Origin of the sequence: Paenibacillus sp. FSL M7-0802 (genome assembly GCF_038004945.1) — a bacterium.
Lineage (GTDB): Bacteria > Bacillota > Bacilli > Paenibacillales > Paenibacillaceae > Paenibacillus > Paenibacillus polymyxa_B.
Genome location: NZ_JBBOSD010000001.1, coordinates 1994022 through 2008665, shown reverse-complemented (window position 1 = coordinate 2008665; position 14644 = coordinate 1994022). Strand labels below are relative to the sequence as shown.

The following is a 14644-nucleotide window of genomic DNA, read 5'->3' as shown; positions in this document are numbered from 1 at the left end:
TCTGAGGAGGAAAAGAGTATGAGCGAATACAAACATATTCTGGTCGCGATTGATGGTTCGGAACATGCTATGAATGCGTTGCAGACAGCCAAAACGTTGTCTAAGCAGCTTCAGGGGAATCCACATCTGACTGTATTACATGTAAACCCGGCTTTATCCATGAATGAGCCCCCGGTTGGGGTTGATGTGGATGAGCGAATCGAAGAGGAAGGTCGTCATATCTTGGAACCAGCATCCGACTATTTGAAGGACGAGGGTATTTCTTACCGTATGCTGGCGGGTCACGGTGATCCGGCGAGTGTCATTTGCGAAAGTGCAAAGCAGGAAAAGACGGATTTGATCATTATGGGAACGCGGGGCAAAGGACTTGTTTCTGAAATGATACTGGGTAGCGTGAGCCATCAGGTGATTCAGCATGCACCTTGTCCGGTGTTGACGGTAAAATAGATGGTAAAAGGAACGTGATATCAAGAGAAGGAGGAAAAAGCATGCAGCAGCATTTATTTATCGGTGGAGAATGGAAAGCAGCTTCATCGTACACGACGTTGAAATCACCGTATTCCGGGGAAATCATTGCTGAGGTGGCAGAGGCCACAGCAGAGGATGCCAAGGCTGCTATTCAGGCGGCCTCTGATGCACGCTCGGAGATGCGGACCATGCCAGCGCACCAGCGGTCAGCCATTTTGGAGAAGCTGGCTGACCTGCTGGAAGAGCGGCGTGAGGATGCAGCGCGCATCATTGCACGTGAAGCATCCAAACCATGGAAGGCTGCGCTGGCGGAGGTTGACCGGACGGTGCAAACCTACAAGTTCGCAGCTGAAGAAGCCAAACGGATTCACGGGGAAACCATTCCGCTGGATGCCGCACCGGGCGGCGAGGGTCGTATGGCCTACACGCTCAAAGAACCTGTAGGGGTAGTCGGAGCTATTACACCATTTAACTTCCCGTTGAACCTGGTCGCTCATAAAGTGGGTCCCGCGCTGGCAGCAGGCAATACGGTCGTATTAAAGCCTGCGGAGCAGACACCGTTGTCGGCTTACTTGATTGCGGAGCTGCTGGAGCAGGCTGGATTGCCTGCGGGCGCTCTTAACGTGATCAGCGGCGATGGTAAAACCATTGGCGACATACTTGTCACTGATCCGCGCGTCAGCTATATCACTTTTACCGGTAGCCCGGCGGTCGGTACAGAAATTCGCTCCAAGGCTGGCTTGAAGCGGGTCACGCTGGAGCTGGGTTCCAACGCGGCCGTTATTATCGACCGTGATATGGATGTAGACGCGGTCATCGACCGTTGTGTGAGTGGAGCCTTTGCCAATCAGGGGCAGGTATGTATCTCAGTTCAACGTATTTACGTTGTCGATGAACTGTATGATACCTTTGTATCCCGATTTATAGAAGCAACTCAACGTTTAAAAATTGGAGATCCGCTAGAGCCGGACACGGATGTATCCGCGCTTATTTCAGCCAAGGATGTCGAACGTGTCCGTGAATGGCTGGAAGAAGCGGTTCAAGCAGGCGCAAGGATCGCTCTGGGGGGCCAAGCCAAGGGAGGTATTCTGGAGCCGACGGTTTTGCTTAATGTGGACCCTACTTCCAAGGTGTCCTGTCGTGAAGTGTTTGCCCCGCTTGTGCTGATTCATTCTGTTAGCTCTATAGATGAAGCCGTAAACCATGTAAATGATTCGATCTATGGCCTGCAGGCGGGAATTTACACTCGTAATATCACGACCGCGTTGGATGCAGCGGACAAGCTTGAGGTTGGCGGCGTGATGATCAATGACATTCCAAGCTTCCGTGTTGATCATATGCCGTATGGTGGTGTGAAGCAAAGTGGTACCGGACGCGAAGGCATAAAGTATGCCATGGAAGAAATGCTGGAAACAAAGCTGATCGTTATTAAACGGTAGTGGTTATTTAAAAGCCTATCTGATGAACATAGATAATACGTTTTGCGTATGTCTGCTCATTAGATAGGCTTTTTTGGCACCTTCTGCGTGATTGTCAGATGAAAATAAAGTTTTAAACCGTTGGAACTGTTCCACCGTCAATATTATATTCACTTCCTGTAATTGAAGCGGCCCGGTCGGATACCAGAAAAGCAACAAGCTCAGCGACTTCTTCTGGTAGTCCTGGACGACCAATTGGAATTCCTCCCAACGAGTCCATCAGTTGCTTTAATGCACTTTCTCGGTCACCTGTCGTCTCAGCAATCCGATCAATCAAACTTTGTGCTGCCTTCGTTTCGATAAAGCCTGGCGCAACTGTATTAATACGAATGCCTTGAGGTGAAAACTGCTTGGATAACCCTTTGCTGTAAGTAGTTAAAGCTGCTTTGGCTGCAGCATAAGCCAATGTTGCATCATATAGCGGCAAGCGACGTTGAATGGATGAAATATGAATAATAACACCGGAACCCTTTTCCACCATAGCCGGCAGCAGTCCACGGTCTAAACGGACGGCAGCAAACAGATTGGCGTTAAAAGTTTGCTGCCAATGCTCGTCTGTCAAGATAAGAGCTCCCCCGGATGGGGCTGACGAGCCTCCAACATTGTTGACAAGAATATCTACACCGCCTAGGCGCTCAAGAACACTGTTTACTACTTGATCTACACCTTTAGGCGTACTAATATCGGCTGGAATAAACAGGTCTGGATTTTCTAAATTAACTGGAGTCGTTCGAGCCGTAGTTATTACGGTAGCACCTGCAGCCGTAAGTCTCTTAGCAATAGCCTCTCCCATTCCTTTGGTACCGCCTGTGACCAAGGCCCTTTTGCCTTTAAACTCACTTAATATGCTTTCTAATTGAAAACTCATGCGAATAATTCCTCCTAAATTTTACAATGTGGTTGAGGAATACCTCTAGGTATCTCCACTCCGAGAATAGAGTTGGAGTTCAGTTTGATCGGTACTCTGTTCACGTATAAAAACAACATAAGCAGGCATATTCGTTTTCCCTTTCTTATTTTTTAAATTCCTTTATGGAAGTGTAATAATCAGTTCTTTAATTTTATTGTTGTTTACTAGAAATTGATGTTTAAGGAGGAGTGGGTCGGGAAGATTCGATTTATCAAAGTCTCCGTCTACTTTCGCAATTACGACGATGGTATTATTACTGTCATCCATATCCACGATCTCGAAGGTGACATTCGGCTCCAATATTTCTGCTTCACACCATGATTTTATGGCTTCCATACCTTTGATTTCGCGATGATTATCCAAGATCAACGCATCTTTATCGAAAGCGGAAGTAAATACTTCAAGCTGGGATTTGTTCGCTGATGTAAAGTAAGTTTCTACTGCCGGTGGCATGGTTTTATGTGGATTCATTAATCCTTCAACCTCCTATGGTGAGTATGTTGTGAGCGATAACTTCAAACTCATCATAGCAGTGATAATATGACTACATGGTGTCATATTATAGAGGATCATTTAAATTTCTTTTCATCGTTTCTAAATGAGACAATATTCTTGTACGTACTTGTTCGGGACTAACCTCTATAAGGAGGGGACCAAAGGACAGCAGATAACTGTCCAGCCAATTGCCTACAGGAAATTGTGCCGTGACGGTATAAGAGCCGTCTTCCTTCTGAGTAATTGTTTTCTCGGCAAATTCATCGTATACGCGGTAAGCTCCTTGAGCAGAAATGTGAAGAGTTACTTCAATGGTATGAAGCAAGTCGTTCATCTTTGTATATGTAGATGCTACGACCGTTCTTGGCTCATAACTAATTTCGGTAACTGCAATCTCTTTCATTCGGCTAATCTTAAATACACGATGACTTTCGGTATTTAAACAGTAACCTTCCACATACCAGGATTTATCTTTAAACAAGAGCTTGGCAGGTTCGACGCTACGATAACTCTGTTCCCCGGCGACGTTATAATAGCGGAACTTTATAACACGGCTTGTGATTATTGCGTTGCGTATAAGAGTGAATAGCTGTCTCTGGCTGTTTTGGCTTCCCCATGGCGAAAAATCTACTTCGATCCAGTTTCCCATGTCTTTTTTAAAAAGCCTACTCAACTTGTTTAGCAATTCTTCTACCTGTGGGATGGTAGCTGTAGCCACACTCTGAAGGGCCATTAACATATCATCTTGTTCCTGCTCGGACAGTAAAGAGGTGTTAAAGACATAACCCTCCATCAATGATATTCCGCCACCCTTGCCTCTACTGCTGTAGATGGGAATCCCAGCTGCGCTTAAGGCATCTATGTCCCGATAAATCGTTCGTGTGGAAACCTCAAAATGCTCTGCCAATTCATCAGCAGTCACTTTTTTCTTATGGAGTAACATATAAACGATTTCAAAATGTCTGCTTAACGGCATACGCTTCACCTCTCTCAGTAGCATACACCTTATAATATGACATTATAAAGTCATATTAAGTGATTCTTGACATCACACCCTAATGGACATCAACTGGGGGACTTTATTTTCTTTGAACAGCGATAATAACACTGTTTTGGGATCAGATCTTTTTACAATCTTTTATATAAAGTTGAACAAAGAGCACTTGCAAAGTAAAAAGGAATATACTATACTGAGGCCAATCATTAGTGATTGATCAATCACTAACTGGATTAATAAGCAACGGAGGTGATATTCATGAGCAGGATACCGCTAAAGTTTACTCAAACGTATCTTTATCCGAACTATGGATTGAGCATATTCAGTTGATTGAAGGAGTACGAAGTTAAGTAATTGATCAATCACTTATTTTAAAGTAAATGGAGGAGAGAACATGAAGCATCTTATTATTTACGCACATCCATCCGAGGGAAGCTTTAATCATGCAATTTTGACCACAGCAGTCGAGGGGCTAAAGCAAAAAGGACATGATGTGGTTGTTCGTGATCTATATGCAATCAACTTTCAACCTGTGATTAGCAGCAGCGAGGTCATTGAAGGAATCGGAGAAGATGTTGTACGGGAACAGGAATTTTTGCAATGGGCAGAGGTAATCACTTTTATTTATCCTATTTGGTGGACGGGGATGCCAGCTATTATGAAGGGGTATATTGACCGTGTATTCTCTTATGGATTTGCTTATAAATATGTAAATGGAGTGCAGATGGGACTGCTCAAAGGAAAGAAAGCCATTATCCTCAATACGCAAGGAAAATCACATGCGGAATATGCTAGTAATGGCATGGATCAGGCACTTCGCTTGACGTCCGACAAAGGTATATTTGAATACTGTGGGCTTGACGTCATGTATCATCTGTTCTTCGAGTCGGTACCCCAATCCGATGAGGATACACGTAAAGTGTGGCTTCGCCAGATTGCAGACATGGCCAGCAAAGCCTAATGGAAATATGTTTAGGAGCAGAGGATTAAGAATTAGGGGAATCGAAGTAGCCAGTGGCTAATCCAAAAGGCATCGAATGCATTTGCAGGCGACGCCTTTTTGTTTGGTCCAATATTGAATGTGTTCCAATCGACACTCGCTCATGGCAAACGGCAATTGCTACAATAAGGGTTGGGTATTAGTTTTTCCGATTTTTCCGATTGGCGCTACGAGATCCACCGGAAGGCCACTGTGATCCACCACCTTGACCATGTTGAGGCCACCACTGTGATCCACCACCCTGACCATGTTGAGGCCACCACTGCGACCCACCGCCCTGACCGCCGCCTTGACCATGTTGAGGCCACCACTGCGACCCACCGCCCTGACCACCGCCTTGACCGTGAGGAGGCCAAGGCGATCCACCGCCTTGATGACCGCCCTGACCACTGCTTTGTCCTGGAATAGAAGGCATACTTGGATAAGGGCCTTGTGCCTGACTGATTTGAGTTACATCAATATATGATTGTGTACCATTAGGATATAGCACTAACATTGATTTGTTAGCGGGATCTACGCTTTTTACAAAAGCAACGATCTGTTGACCATTCACAGTAAATATTCCCCATAAATTAACAAAATTGCTCACTTCAGTAGTGGTCGCGAAATGTGGTTGTAACGGCCCCATCGAACGATGAGAAGAATGTTTAGACAAGGTGTGTATCTCTCCTTTAGATTGAATTTTGTGACATCATATGTGCAAACGTACTTGTTGGAATGGGCAATGTTGCTACAAGATATTTTTTTGGAAAAATTCATTGTCCCAAAAAAGTGTGCTTTTAGCGACTACTAAAAACATACCTTTACGAATGAAAAGCATTTGGTTTATAGCATCATGGATGAAATCGAGATAAATGCATCTTAGAGAATTTAGTTAATCAATTGAAACAATTTGCCATGCACCATCTTTATCTTTTTCAAAATAAAAGATATATCGTATATCGGGTGAATATCCTTCTTCATTATTCAGCCGTTCCCCTACAATGGGTATCAATATCCGATTATTTTCTTTCATAGCTTCAGCAATACCAGTAAACTTCACCGGATGATCGAAGAGGTAATCGTGACCTGTTCCAACGTCTGGACCGAGCGCAGCATGGAATTGATCCAAATCTTTTGACACGAAGGCAGCTATTGCTGCTTTGAGTTTTGCTATCATGGCATCCTCAATTAGAGGGTCTTTAACATCATTCCATTTGATCTCGTCCAAGTTTTGCAGGGCGGCTGGTTGATCTGTTCCTTCTTTTACTACCGTTTCTGAGGTTGTTGGTATTGTTCCATTGGTAGATGTATCCGTTGTTTCCTGCTTTCCACAACCAGCAAACACACTTACACTTACGGAAAATATAAGAATAGAAATAATTTGAGCAGTTCTGTTCATATTAGATTCACCCATCCTTATTTACAACCATATGTAAAAACAGTTTTACTTTTTTGTGATAAATCATAGTTGTAAAATATTTTTTACATTATTGGGGTTAAAGTGGATTAATTGAAAAATAACATTAGAAGTGTGCGGTGGTTTACTATAGAAAAATGAATAAATAAATGAAATGACCTTCTCTAATTAAAGAAGGTCATTTTTTAATTCAGGAACCATTATTAAATGTAGCACAGCTTCTGCTTATAGGCGTTCTCGCTTGCAAGTCATTCACTAGTTCTTTATACCTAGTGTGGAATTTTCGTATGGACGTTCATGCGTTTTGTCGGTTAGCTATGATGCTGCGTATCACGGTTCAAAAGTAGCTGCACATGATGAAATCTCTGGTGTATATCTATGTAGGGTATCAAGCTGTAGTTAGAGCATTTTTTTGAGCTGGGATATACGGGCTTGGGAAACCTCAAGTATTTTGGCATATTCGTGCTGTGCTGCATTGGGGTGTTTTTGCATTAATTCTTTTAGACTTTCGATCATCTGTTGTGTCGATCGCCGCAGACGTTTGGACTCTTTATTAGATCGTTGTGAGTTGGATAAAGCTGACTTGGCTGGTCTTAGGATAGGGCTAAAATGTATTCCCTTTTTTAAACTTTCAATACATTCCCCGCAAATAAAGCTGTCTCTAAAATAAGTTAATTGTTCTGTTGAACCACACATTTTACACGTCACCCCAGTATATTTTCGAAAGGCGAGAATACCAGTTTCCTCATCTGCAAAAATCTCAACAGGATCACCCACATTATAATCCATGGAAATTCGCATTTCTTTGGGGATAACGATACGGCCTAACGCATCTAGGGGACGTGTCATACCTGTACTTTTCAAATGATAACCTCCTTTTTTATATCCTTATAATACTAAATAGTTATGATAAAAAAGAATAGGCTTAGAGAAGCAATCGCATATATTTAGTAAACTGTTGAAAAGTATACAAGTAATTTCCAAAATATGTTTTATTATTGGAGAAAACGTGTTGAGGAGATTATAAAGAATTTCCGATATATATTCATAAAGAATATTCTAGTTGGCAATGAAATTGTTAGTAACACGGGATAAGGAGCTGTGAATTACATATGAGAATATTTCAGTTTTGGAAGAAGAATAAGAAAGCTGTAGTGGCAATCGATTTGGATACTGCTATTCGGTGTGTACGATTGGACCCAATATAAGGCGGTACGGGTACTAACTCGATTAGCACGTGAAGGTCTTCAGACCGACCAGATTGTGGACGATATTATCAGCCATGTCGACGATTTTCGTTATGAGGCACAGATGCCCACGTTCTATTTTCTGTCTGGACTGACGGGCAATAAGAAGGTTGCTTCGCTGCTGCAAAGGCATTTCCTTGAGAATCTGGAATACGATCCGATCGATGCCTTTGATATTTTCGAGAATTTGTACCGTTGTTCGCCGGATGTTGCCATGAGGCATGCCGATTTTCTCAAAGCAATTGCCCGCGGTGAAGGCCTAGAAGGCCGTTCTCCCTTGCAGGATGGAGCTATAGGGACTACCGATGAGAATGGCAAGCAAGAGTACCACTGGCCCGACGATGAACCTGTCGAGGAGCATCACCAATTACGAGCTGCCATATTTTATTATCGGCTGCACCCTCTGGATGAGGAGGTTAATCGGCTGTTGGATCATTGGGAAGTGAACCATCCGGAGGAGAATGTTAGGAGTTGTATTGGGAAATTGAGAGAAGAAGGACAGGGAGAGGGCTAGCTTTTCTGCTAGACGAATATCGGAATCTTAATTTTGCACTCTTTACTATGAAAACTTATACTTATCGTTAAAGCTGACTTGAAGAGAAAATAAAAGAACGAGGAGGGGAATAACCATGTACTCCATTAAAGAAGTTCAAATCAAGAGCGGATTGCCCGCATCCACCCTTCGTTATTATGAAAAAGAAGGCATATTACCTGATGTCGGTCGGGATGAAGGTGGAAGAAGGGTATATACCGAAAAACAAATCGATTGGATTAGGTTCCTTATGGCTATGAAAGATACAGGGATGACTATTGAAGAAATTAAGGCATACCTTGAGCTAAATGTAAAAGGAGAAGCCACAATCCAAGAGAGAAGAGATTTCCTTGTAGCCCACAAAAAGAAAGTGGAAGCACATGTGGCACAAACGCAGCACAATTTGGAGAAAATTATTCAAAAGATAGCTTTTTATGATCATGTGGTTATGGGGAAAAGCCTCTCTTGACTAAGCAATTGCTGCAAAGGTAAAAAAGCCAAAGCCGCCTGCTTACATAGTAAACGGCTTTGGAGGTAGCGGGGTACTATATATTTCTAGTAACCTCATAGGCGTCCCAGACAGCATACATAATATTTTGTACTTGCTTGGCATCGCCGATTAAGTAGGACTCGGAAACCTCATTTTGGATGTCTTCATAAAGCGATTGCTGAGGAGTATATCCTACAGCCAGAATCGCTGAATCTGCGTTTAGAATCGTTTCTTCACCATCTTTATTTTGAAGAACGAATTCTTGATCGTTGGCATCGACAATTTTGGCGTTGGTCAGGAGATGGATATCCTTGTATGCAACAAGGTCACGCAGCATATCTTCATTTGCATGGCACAGCGGGCCGCCGACGGTTAAAATATCTTCTTGCATTTCCACCAGCGTTACTTTTTTACCTTGATCAGCAAGCCAAAGTGCAGTTTCGCATCCCACAAGCCCACCTCCGACAATTACGGTGGAAGCACCGGGATCTTTTTTCCCAAGCAAAACTTCTTCTGCGGAATACACCTTAGTAGATGTACCAATGGAGAAGGTTTTGGGAGAGGAGCCGGTAGCAAAAATAACAACATCTGCTGCATATTCATTTACGGTAGTCCGGTTAACCTCGGTATTCAATTGAACGTCAACTTTTAAATCCTTTAGCTCCCCTTCATACCAGGTCGCAAGTAAATGATCGTCTTCTTTGAAGTCTGGAATTCCACCCGGGATCAGATTACCTCCCAATCGGTTATTTTTATCGAATAAGGTAACGTGGTGTCCGCGAATAGCAGCTACACGGGCAGCTTCACATCCTGCGGGTCCTCCACCGATCACCAAGACTTTTTTGGACTGATCTGCTTTTCCGAGTGCATAGTCTTTTTCTCTGCCGCAAGCCGGATTAACGGCACATGAAATCGTTGCAAAAGATGCCAATCGACCCATGCAGCCCTCCTGGCAGGAGAGGCAAGGACGAATCTTTTCTATTTTCCCGGCCTTGATTTTGTTGGGGATGTCAGCATCAGCCAACAATGGCCGACCCAGTGCAATCATATCGGTTTTTCCTTCACGTATAGCCTTGCTGGCCAAGTCTGGATTATCCAATCTGCCAGCAGTAATGACAGGTACCTTTAGAATGGTTTTTAAAATTTTGTTATAAGGAAGATAGAGTCCTTTTTCCTGATACATTGGTGGATGTGCCCAATACCATGAATCGTACGAACCAACATCACCATTAAAAGCATCATATCCAGCTTCCTCTAATATTTTGGCCGCTTCAATTCCTTCTTCAATATCCCGTCCCTGTTCTTGAAACTCTTCGCCTGGCAATCCGCCCTGACGCCAATCTTTAATAAAGCTTTTGATGCTGTATCGAAGAGATACCGGGAAATCCTGTCCACATTCGGCTTTGATGGCTTGGACGATCTCTATGGCAAATCTTAAGCGGTTTCTCAGATTTCCGCCGTATTGGTCTTTTCGATGGTTAAAGAAAGAAATCGCAAATTGATCCAGTAAATAGCCTTCATGAACCGCATGGATTTCAATACCGTCAAAGCCTGCCTTTTTGGCAATAGCCGCAGATTCCGCAAATTTTCTGACATAGGTGTGAATTTCATCGATAGTTAGCTCACGACAGATTACATCGGGAAGCCAGCGATGAGGGATAGGAGAGGGAGCGACAGCCGTTTTACCTACAATTGAAGGGATGCTTACCCGTCCAAAGCCTGCGGATAATTGTAGAAATATTTTTGTGCCGTATGCATGAATCCGCTCCGTCATCATTTTACCCGTTTTAACAAAATTTAAGGGGTTTAGAGTAGGGCAGGGCATTGATGGCAGGGCACATTTCTCAATTTCATTCTCAACCATCGTTACACCTGTAATGAGCAGTCCTGTCCCGCCTTTTGCCCGTTCAACATAATATTCGACGCCTCGCTCATTAAAGGTGCCATCGGCATCACAAAGCCCACCAGGGCCCATGGGAGCCATGACAAACCGATTTTTAATTTCTAGTTTTCCAATTTTCATAGGCTCAAATAAAATTCGATGCTCTTCTTTCATAACAATGCCTCCTAATTATGAATCGACCATTTCAATGAATCCATTCAGTGAATGAATTCATTGAATGGATTCAGTATAGGACGGTAGCGGACATTATTATGTGATTGTTTTCACAAATAAACAAAATAGCATTTCTTATTATAATTAAGTAACATGGACAAGGCATCGAGGATAGGAATGTTTAGAATAGAAAGGAAGAGTAGGTAAATGCCAAACCAACAATTGAGTGGACGAAAGCTGCAAAGCCTGCAGACTAAAAAAAATATATATAACAGTACATTAGAGCTAATGCATGAAAAGAGTTTGGAAAAAATTAGAATTGAGGATATCTGCCGGAGGGCCGGAGTGTCTGTGGGCTCATTTTATAATCATTTCAAGACTAAAAGTGATATTTTGGTGGAGATGTATGCACAGGCGGATGACTACTTTGAATTGAAATTTAAGAATGAACCACCTTCAGAAAGTATTGTGCAGGATATTATTCAATATTTTGAAGTTTATGCGGAATATAATCAGAATATTGGTTTAGAGACGGTGAAACAGTTATATACAACTAATAACAAGCTTTTCATTACTAAGGGTCGTGATATGCAAAATATACTTCAACAGATTATAGAGAGAGGACAAGCTGCAGGAGAGTTGGATCAAAGCATGACATCCGAAGAGATGACAGACTACTTATTTATTGCAGCTCGTGGGGTCATGTACAACTGGTGTCTTCATGATGGCGACTCGAATTTAATTGTAAATATGCGTGAATATATGAGTCGTCTGATCACGATCTTTAAACAAAAGAATTGATTGTATCCTTGTCACAGGGACGGTTCATCACACGCTTAACGGGTAAAAGTGTAGTACCAAGGTGGGCAAGTGGGGGTGTTGACTCTCACGCCACGTGAGACACTAGACTGTCAAGCAAGGGAGGTGAAGCGGAATGGCCTATACGGTAAAGGAAGTATCTAATCTGTCGGGAATCAGCGTACGAACTTTGCATTATTATGATGAAATCGGATTGCTGAAACCGCATCATATTGGAAATAATGGATATCGCTATTACGAACAGGAACAACTTTTGAGGCTTCAGCAAATCATGGTGTACAGGGAACTGGATTTGCCTTTATCTGAAATTGGAAAGGTGCTGGAGCAAACCAAGGAACAAAAAGCCGAGGTTTTACAGGAGCATCGAGCCAAGGTCGAGGCCAAAGTCTTCCGCTTGCATACTCTCCTACAGACCATCGACGAAACGGTGGCTCATTTGAAAGGGGAACAAGCAATGAAACCAGAGCACATGTACCAAGGGTTTAACCCGGAAAAGCAGGAAATGTACGAACGTGATTTGACAGACCGTTATGGTCAAGAGGCTCAGGAAACAATTCAGGAAAGCAAGACGGCGACAAAGAACTGGAGCAAAGAGGATTATTTGGATTCACAGGCAGAGGCTGATCAGATTCATCGGCAGCTGGCTGAAGCCATGAATAAAGGATTGAAGCATAATAGTGAAGAAGTACAGGCGCTGATCCGCCGTCATCTTCAATGGGTAAGCCGATTCTATACTCCTACAGCAGAAATTTATAGCGGGCTGGGAGACTTGTATGTGGAACATGAGGATTTCAGTAAAATGTATGAAGGCTATCGCCCCGGACTAGCTGAGTATTTGCGAGACGGGATGAAAGTTCTAGCCGAACGGGAATTAAATTAACAAAGCGGGGAAGAAGGGCTGTAAAAGGTCTGAAAAAGAGGTGAACAACAAGCCAATTCCGATGGCCTGCTGTTCACCCTTTTTGTGTGTAGAGCAGTTTACATGCTGCTTTGTGTCGCTCTCATGCCTTGCTGGCTGTTGTTTCCGTACTGCTGCATGCCACTACCGCTTACATAATGCTGTCCAGTCGTCCCCATGTGTTGCGGGAAGCTGTGATTCATGTGGCTTCCTGCATTATAGGAGGATGGTTGCATACTGCGTGAGGCGTAGCTATCGCCAAATCCGGGCTGAGTCATTTGACTGCTGGAACGGATGGAGTTTTCCAACTGACTACACAGTTGAATAACTTGCTGGTACTGCTGCATAGCCTGCTGGTGATGCTGAATTGCAGTTTGGATCATTTGAGCTGCACTTCGTTCACGTTGCACTAGGCTTTCAAGACTGGATGCATTTTGTTGTTCCTGTTGCAGCAACTGCTGATACATGGCAGTTCCTTGCTGTGTTTGTTGTACCAATTGCTGCATGATTTGTTCACATTGATGAAGTTGTTGTTGTGGAGCCATGTTGTTGTACATGAATTATCAATCTCCTTCGCCGCATAGTTTTGGGTTTCAGACCCTCATATATTGTGGCGAAGGGAGACCATATATATGCACAATTTTGGTTACAAGCTAGACACCAGAATAGCCGTAAATTCCTCTAGGAATACACGATCTTCGTGATCAAAGCGGCCTTTTAGCGGGCTGTCAATGTCCAGCACTCCAATCAGTTCCCCATTCTTGACAAGGGGAATAACAATTTCACTATTGGAAGCAGCGTCACAGGCAATATGTCCTGGAAACGCATGCACATCATCTACAACAAGTGTTCGTTGTTCAGCTGCTGCGGTACCGCATACGCCACGTCCCAATGGAATCCGTATACATGCAGGTAAGCCCTGGAAAGGACCAAGTACAAGCTCAGTGCCATCATAAAGATAGAAACCGCTCCAATTAATATCTGGAAGGAAATGACCAAGTAGTGCTGAAGCATTCGCCAGATTGGCAATGGTATTGGATTCATCATGAATAAGTGCCCGGAGTTGTCCGAGAACCGATTCGAATTGTTCATGACGTGTGCCCTCGTAAGGTATGGTTTGAAACATGTAGAGTTCACGCTCCTAACATTAAATTTTTACATTAACTGTTGTATATATCGTCAAAAATAGGTAATTATGCAATTCGCTTTTACCATTGGTTAATTAATTTAAGATATAACGATTGTATATATTCAGTCAAGTGAAAAATCACTCTGTAACCTTTTGGTATCTCCGTACTCTAACCTCTGTACAGAATCATTTTGGGAAGGGGATAAGCTATACGTTTTAGCGGGGCAAACAGTATAGAAAGTAATCCAGCAAGGGTTGCCCTCATCTGTTTCCAGCTTATCCTCTATGGGTAAAAACAGTGTAACATGGTTGGCCTAGGCCAGGGAGGAGTTGCAATTATGCATGCAGATGTTCAGAACTTGTTTATCCGTATACAGATGCTTTCTTATGCACATCAGAACGATCTCACGGTAAGAGATATTCAACCTGTGTTGGAAGAACGCGGTTACCGTGTAGGAGAACGTGAGGTCAAGCAGGAGCTTGAAAACTTGACGCAGGAAAACTTTCTGACACCGCATGATGATATGTTTAGCATTACCGGTGCAGGGATCGATGAATTACAGGAAATTCAGTCGATGCTAGGCGTACTGTACAAGGATGTTGTGAAGAAACCGACTCGCACCACTACCCGAGTCTCTTCTTAAAGGCTTAGAGGCTCGATAATTTTGATTCGGAAGACAAGCTCGCACAGTTTAATCTCTTATAATATAGAAGATGCCCTTCTAA

The 14644-nt window shown here is 43.2% G+C and carries 17 protein-coding genes; 8 read left to right on the top strand and 9 right to left on the bottom strand.

Annotated elements, in window-relative coordinates; all coding sequences use genetic code 11:
- Window positions 1-18 precede the first annotated feature (18 nt).
- The gene (locus tag MHB54_RS09495; RefSeq protein WP_023986945.1) at window positions 19-447 is read left to right on the top strand and encodes a universal stress protein; all 429 of its coding nucleotides are present in this window, start codon (window positions 19-21) and stop codon (window positions 445-447) included.
- Window positions 448-488: 41 nt separating this feature from the next.
- Window positions 489-1907 carry an aldehyde dehydrogenase family protein gene (locus MHB54_RS09490; RefSeq protein ID WP_103744616.1) on the top strand — a complete coding sequence of 473 codons (1419 nt, stop codon included), beginning with the start codon at window positions 489-491 and terminating at the stop codon, window positions 1905-1907.
- 112 nt (window positions 1908-2019) lie between these two features.
- On the opposite strand, the gene MHB54_RS09485 is transcribed toward MHB54_RS09490, so the two are convergent.
- The 3 genes from MHB54_RS09485 to MHB54_RS09475 all read right to left on the bottom strand — a co-directional run bounded on the left by MHB54_RS09485 (window position 2020) and on the right by MHB54_RS09475 (window position 4327).
- A complete protein-coding gene (locus tag MHB54_RS09485) occupies window positions 2020-2814 on the bottom strand; it encodes an SDR family oxidoreductase (protein WP_103744615.1) in 795 nt (264 codons plus the stop codon).
- 162 nt (window positions 2815-2976) lie between these two features.
- Window positions 2977-3327: a nuclear transport factor 2 family protein gene (locus MHB54_RS09480; protein ID WP_023986948.1), complete on the bottom strand. Its 351-nt coding sequence runs from the start codon at window positions 3325-3327 to the stop codon at window positions 2977-2979.
- A gap of 88 nt (window positions 3328-3415) precedes the next feature.
- A complete protein-coding gene (locus MHB54_RS09475; protein WP_340981572.1) occupies window positions 3416-4327 on the bottom strand; it encodes a helix-turn-helix transcriptional regulator in 912 nt (303 codons plus the stop codon).
- Between the two features lie 415 nt (window positions 4328-4742).
- On the opposite strand from MHB54_RS09475, the gene MHB54_RS09470 reads away from it, so the two are divergent.
- Window positions 4743-5309, top strand: coding sequence for an NAD(P)H-dependent oxidoreductase (locus MHB54_RS09470; RefSeq protein WP_023986950.1), 567 nt, complete (start codon window positions 4743-4745; stop codon window positions 5307-5309).
- A gap of 178 nt (window positions 5310-5487) precedes the next feature.
- Here MHB54_RS09470 and MHB54_RS09465 read toward each other — a convergent pair whose 3' ends face one another.
- The 3 genes from MHB54_RS09465 to MHB54_RS09455 all read right to left on the bottom strand — a co-directional run bounded on the left by MHB54_RS09465 (window position 5488) and on the right by MHB54_RS09455 (window position 7611).
- Complete coding sequence (locus MHB54_RS09465) at window positions 5488-6003, bottom strand: hypothetical protein (protein WP_023986951.1); 516 nt, start codon at window positions 6001-6003, stop codon at window positions 5488-5490.
- Between the two features lie 219 nt (window positions 6004-6222).
- Window positions 6223-6729 (bottom strand): hypothetical protein, encoded by a 507-nt coding sequence (locus MHB54_RS09460; RefSeq protein ID WP_264454190.1) that lies wholly within the window; start codon window positions 6727-6729, stop codon window positions 6223-6225.
- 417 nt (window positions 6730-7146) lie between these two features.
- Window positions 7147-7611 carry an AbrB/MazE/SpoVT family DNA-binding domain-containing protein gene (locus tag MHB54_RS09455; protein ID WP_023986953.1) on the bottom strand — a complete coding sequence of 155 codons (465 nt, stop codon included), beginning with the start codon at window positions 7609-7611 and terminating at the stop codon, window positions 7147-7149.
- A 321-nt stretch (window positions 7612-7932) separates the two neighbouring features.
- Here MHB54_RS09455 and MHB54_RS09450 point away from each other — a divergent pair, with 321 nt between their 5' ends.
- Window positions 7933-8508 (top strand): hypothetical protein, encoded by a 576-nt coding sequence (locus MHB54_RS09450; RefSeq protein WP_231517148.1) that lies wholly within the window; start codon window positions 7933-7935, stop codon window positions 8506-8508.
- A 115-nt stretch (window positions 8509-8623) separates the two neighbouring features.
- The gene (locus MHB54_RS09445) at window positions 8624-8995 is read left to right on the top strand and encodes a MerR family transcriptional regulator (RefSeq protein ID WP_013308707.1); all 372 of its coding nucleotides are present in this window, start codon (window positions 8624-8626) and stop codon (window positions 8993-8995) included.
- A gap of 76 nt (window positions 8996-9071) precedes the next feature.
- Here the strand turns inward: MHB54_RS09445 and MHB54_RS09440 are convergent, their stop codons facing one another.
- The gene (locus MHB54_RS09440) at window positions 9072-11072 is read right to left on the bottom strand and encodes an oxidoreductase (protein WP_053324616.1); all 2001 of its coding nucleotides are present in this window, start codon (window positions 11070-11072) and stop codon (window positions 9072-9074) included.
- Between the two features lie 207 nt (window positions 11073-11279).
- Between MHB54_RS09440 and MHB54_RS09435 the strand changes: the two genes are divergently transcribed.
- The gene (locus MHB54_RS09435; protein WP_028541034.1) at window positions 11280-11873 is read left to right on the top strand and encodes a TetR/AcrR family transcriptional regulator; all 594 of its coding nucleotides are present in this window, start codon (window positions 11280-11282) and stop codon (window positions 11871-11873) included.
- A gap of 133 nt (window positions 11874-12006) precedes the next feature.
- Window positions 12007-12771, top strand: a complete 765-nt coding sequence (locus tag MHB54_RS09430; protein WP_053324617.1) for a MerR family transcriptional regulator — start codon at window positions 12007-12009, stop codon at window positions 12769-12771.
- 98 nt (window positions 12772-12869) lie between these two features.
- Here MHB54_RS09430 and MHB54_RS09425 read toward each other — a convergent pair whose 3' ends face one another.
- Together MHB54_RS09425 and MHB54_RS09420 are read right to left on the bottom strand one after the other, a co-directional pair.
- A complete protein-coding gene (locus MHB54_RS09425; RefSeq protein WP_023986958.1) occupies window positions 12870-13346 on the bottom strand; it encodes a hypothetical protein in 477 nt (158 codons plus the stop codon).
- 89 nt (window positions 13347-13435) lie between these two features.
- Complete coding sequence (locus MHB54_RS09420) at window positions 13436-13915, bottom strand: GAF domain-containing protein (RefSeq protein ID WP_023986959.1); 480 nt, start codon at window positions 13913-13915, stop codon at window positions 13436-13438.
- Between the two features lie 341 nt (window positions 13916-14256).
- Here MHB54_RS09420 and MHB54_RS09415 point away from each other — a divergent pair, with 341 nt between their 5' ends.
- The gene (locus tag MHB54_RS09415; protein ID WP_023986960.1) at window positions 14257-14562 is read left to right on the top strand and encodes a hypothetical protein; all 306 of its coding nucleotides are present in this window, start codon (window positions 14257-14259) and stop codon (window positions 14560-14562) included.
- The last annotated feature ends 82 nt before the right edge of the window (window positions 14563-14644 follow it).

Bases quoted from the DNA above. Each gene is read 5' to 3' on its own strand.
- MHB54_RS09470 (WP_023986950.1), top strand. From the start codon at position 4,743: ATGAAGCATCTTATTATTTACGCACATCCATCCGAGGGAAGCTTTAAT.
- MHB54_RS09485 (WP_103744615.1), bottom strand. From the start codon at position 2,814: ATGAGTTTTCAATTAGAAAGCATATTAAGTGAGTTTAAAGGCAAAAGG.
- MHB54_RS09425 (WP_023986958.1), bottom strand. From the start codon at position 13,346: ATGTACAACAACATGGCTCCACAACAACAACTTCATCAATGTGAACAA.
- MHB54_RS09430 (WP_053324617.1), top strand. From the start codon at position 12,007: ATGGCCTATACGGTAAAGGAAGTATCTAATCTGTCGGGAATCAGCGTA.
- MHB54_RS09460 (WP_264454190.1), bottom strand. From the start codon at position 6,729: ATGAACAGAACTGCTCAAATTATTTCTATTCTTATATTTTCCGTAAGT.
- MHB54_RS09480 (WP_023986948.1), bottom strand. From the start codon at position 3,327: ATGAATCCACATAAAACCATGCCACCGGCAGTAGAAACTTACTTTACA.
- MHB54_RS09495 (WP_023986945.1), top strand. From the start codon at position 19: ATGAGCGAATACAAACATATTCTGGTCGCGATTGATGGTTCGGAACAT.
- MHB54_RS09445 (WP_013308707.1), top strand. From the start codon at position 8,624: ATGTACTCCATTAAAGAAGTTCAAATCAAGAGCGGATTGCCCGCATCC.
- MHB54_RS09475 (WP_340981572.1), bottom strand. From the start codon at position 4,327: ATGCCGTTAAGCAGACATTTTGAAATCGTTTATATGTTACTCCATAAG.
- MHB54_RS09415 (WP_023986960.1), top strand. From the start codon at position 14,257: ATGCATGCAGATGTTCAGAACTTGTTTATCCGTATACAGATGCTTTCT.
- MHB54_RS09420 (WP_023986959.1), bottom strand. From the start codon at position 13,915: ATGTTTCAAACCATACCTTACGAGGGCACACGTCATGAACAATTCGAA.
- MHB54_RS09435 (WP_028541034.1), top strand. From the start codon at position 11,280: ATGCCAAACCAACAATTGAGTGGACGAAAGCTGCAAAGCCTGCAGACT.
- MHB54_RS09490 (WP_103744616.1), top strand. From the start codon at position 489: ATGCAGCAGCATTTATTTATCGGTGGAGAATGGAAAGCAGCTTCATCG.
- MHB54_RS09440 (WP_053324616.1), bottom strand. From the start codon at position 11,072: ATGAAAGAAGAGCATCGAATTTTATTTGAGCCTATGAAAATTGGAAAA.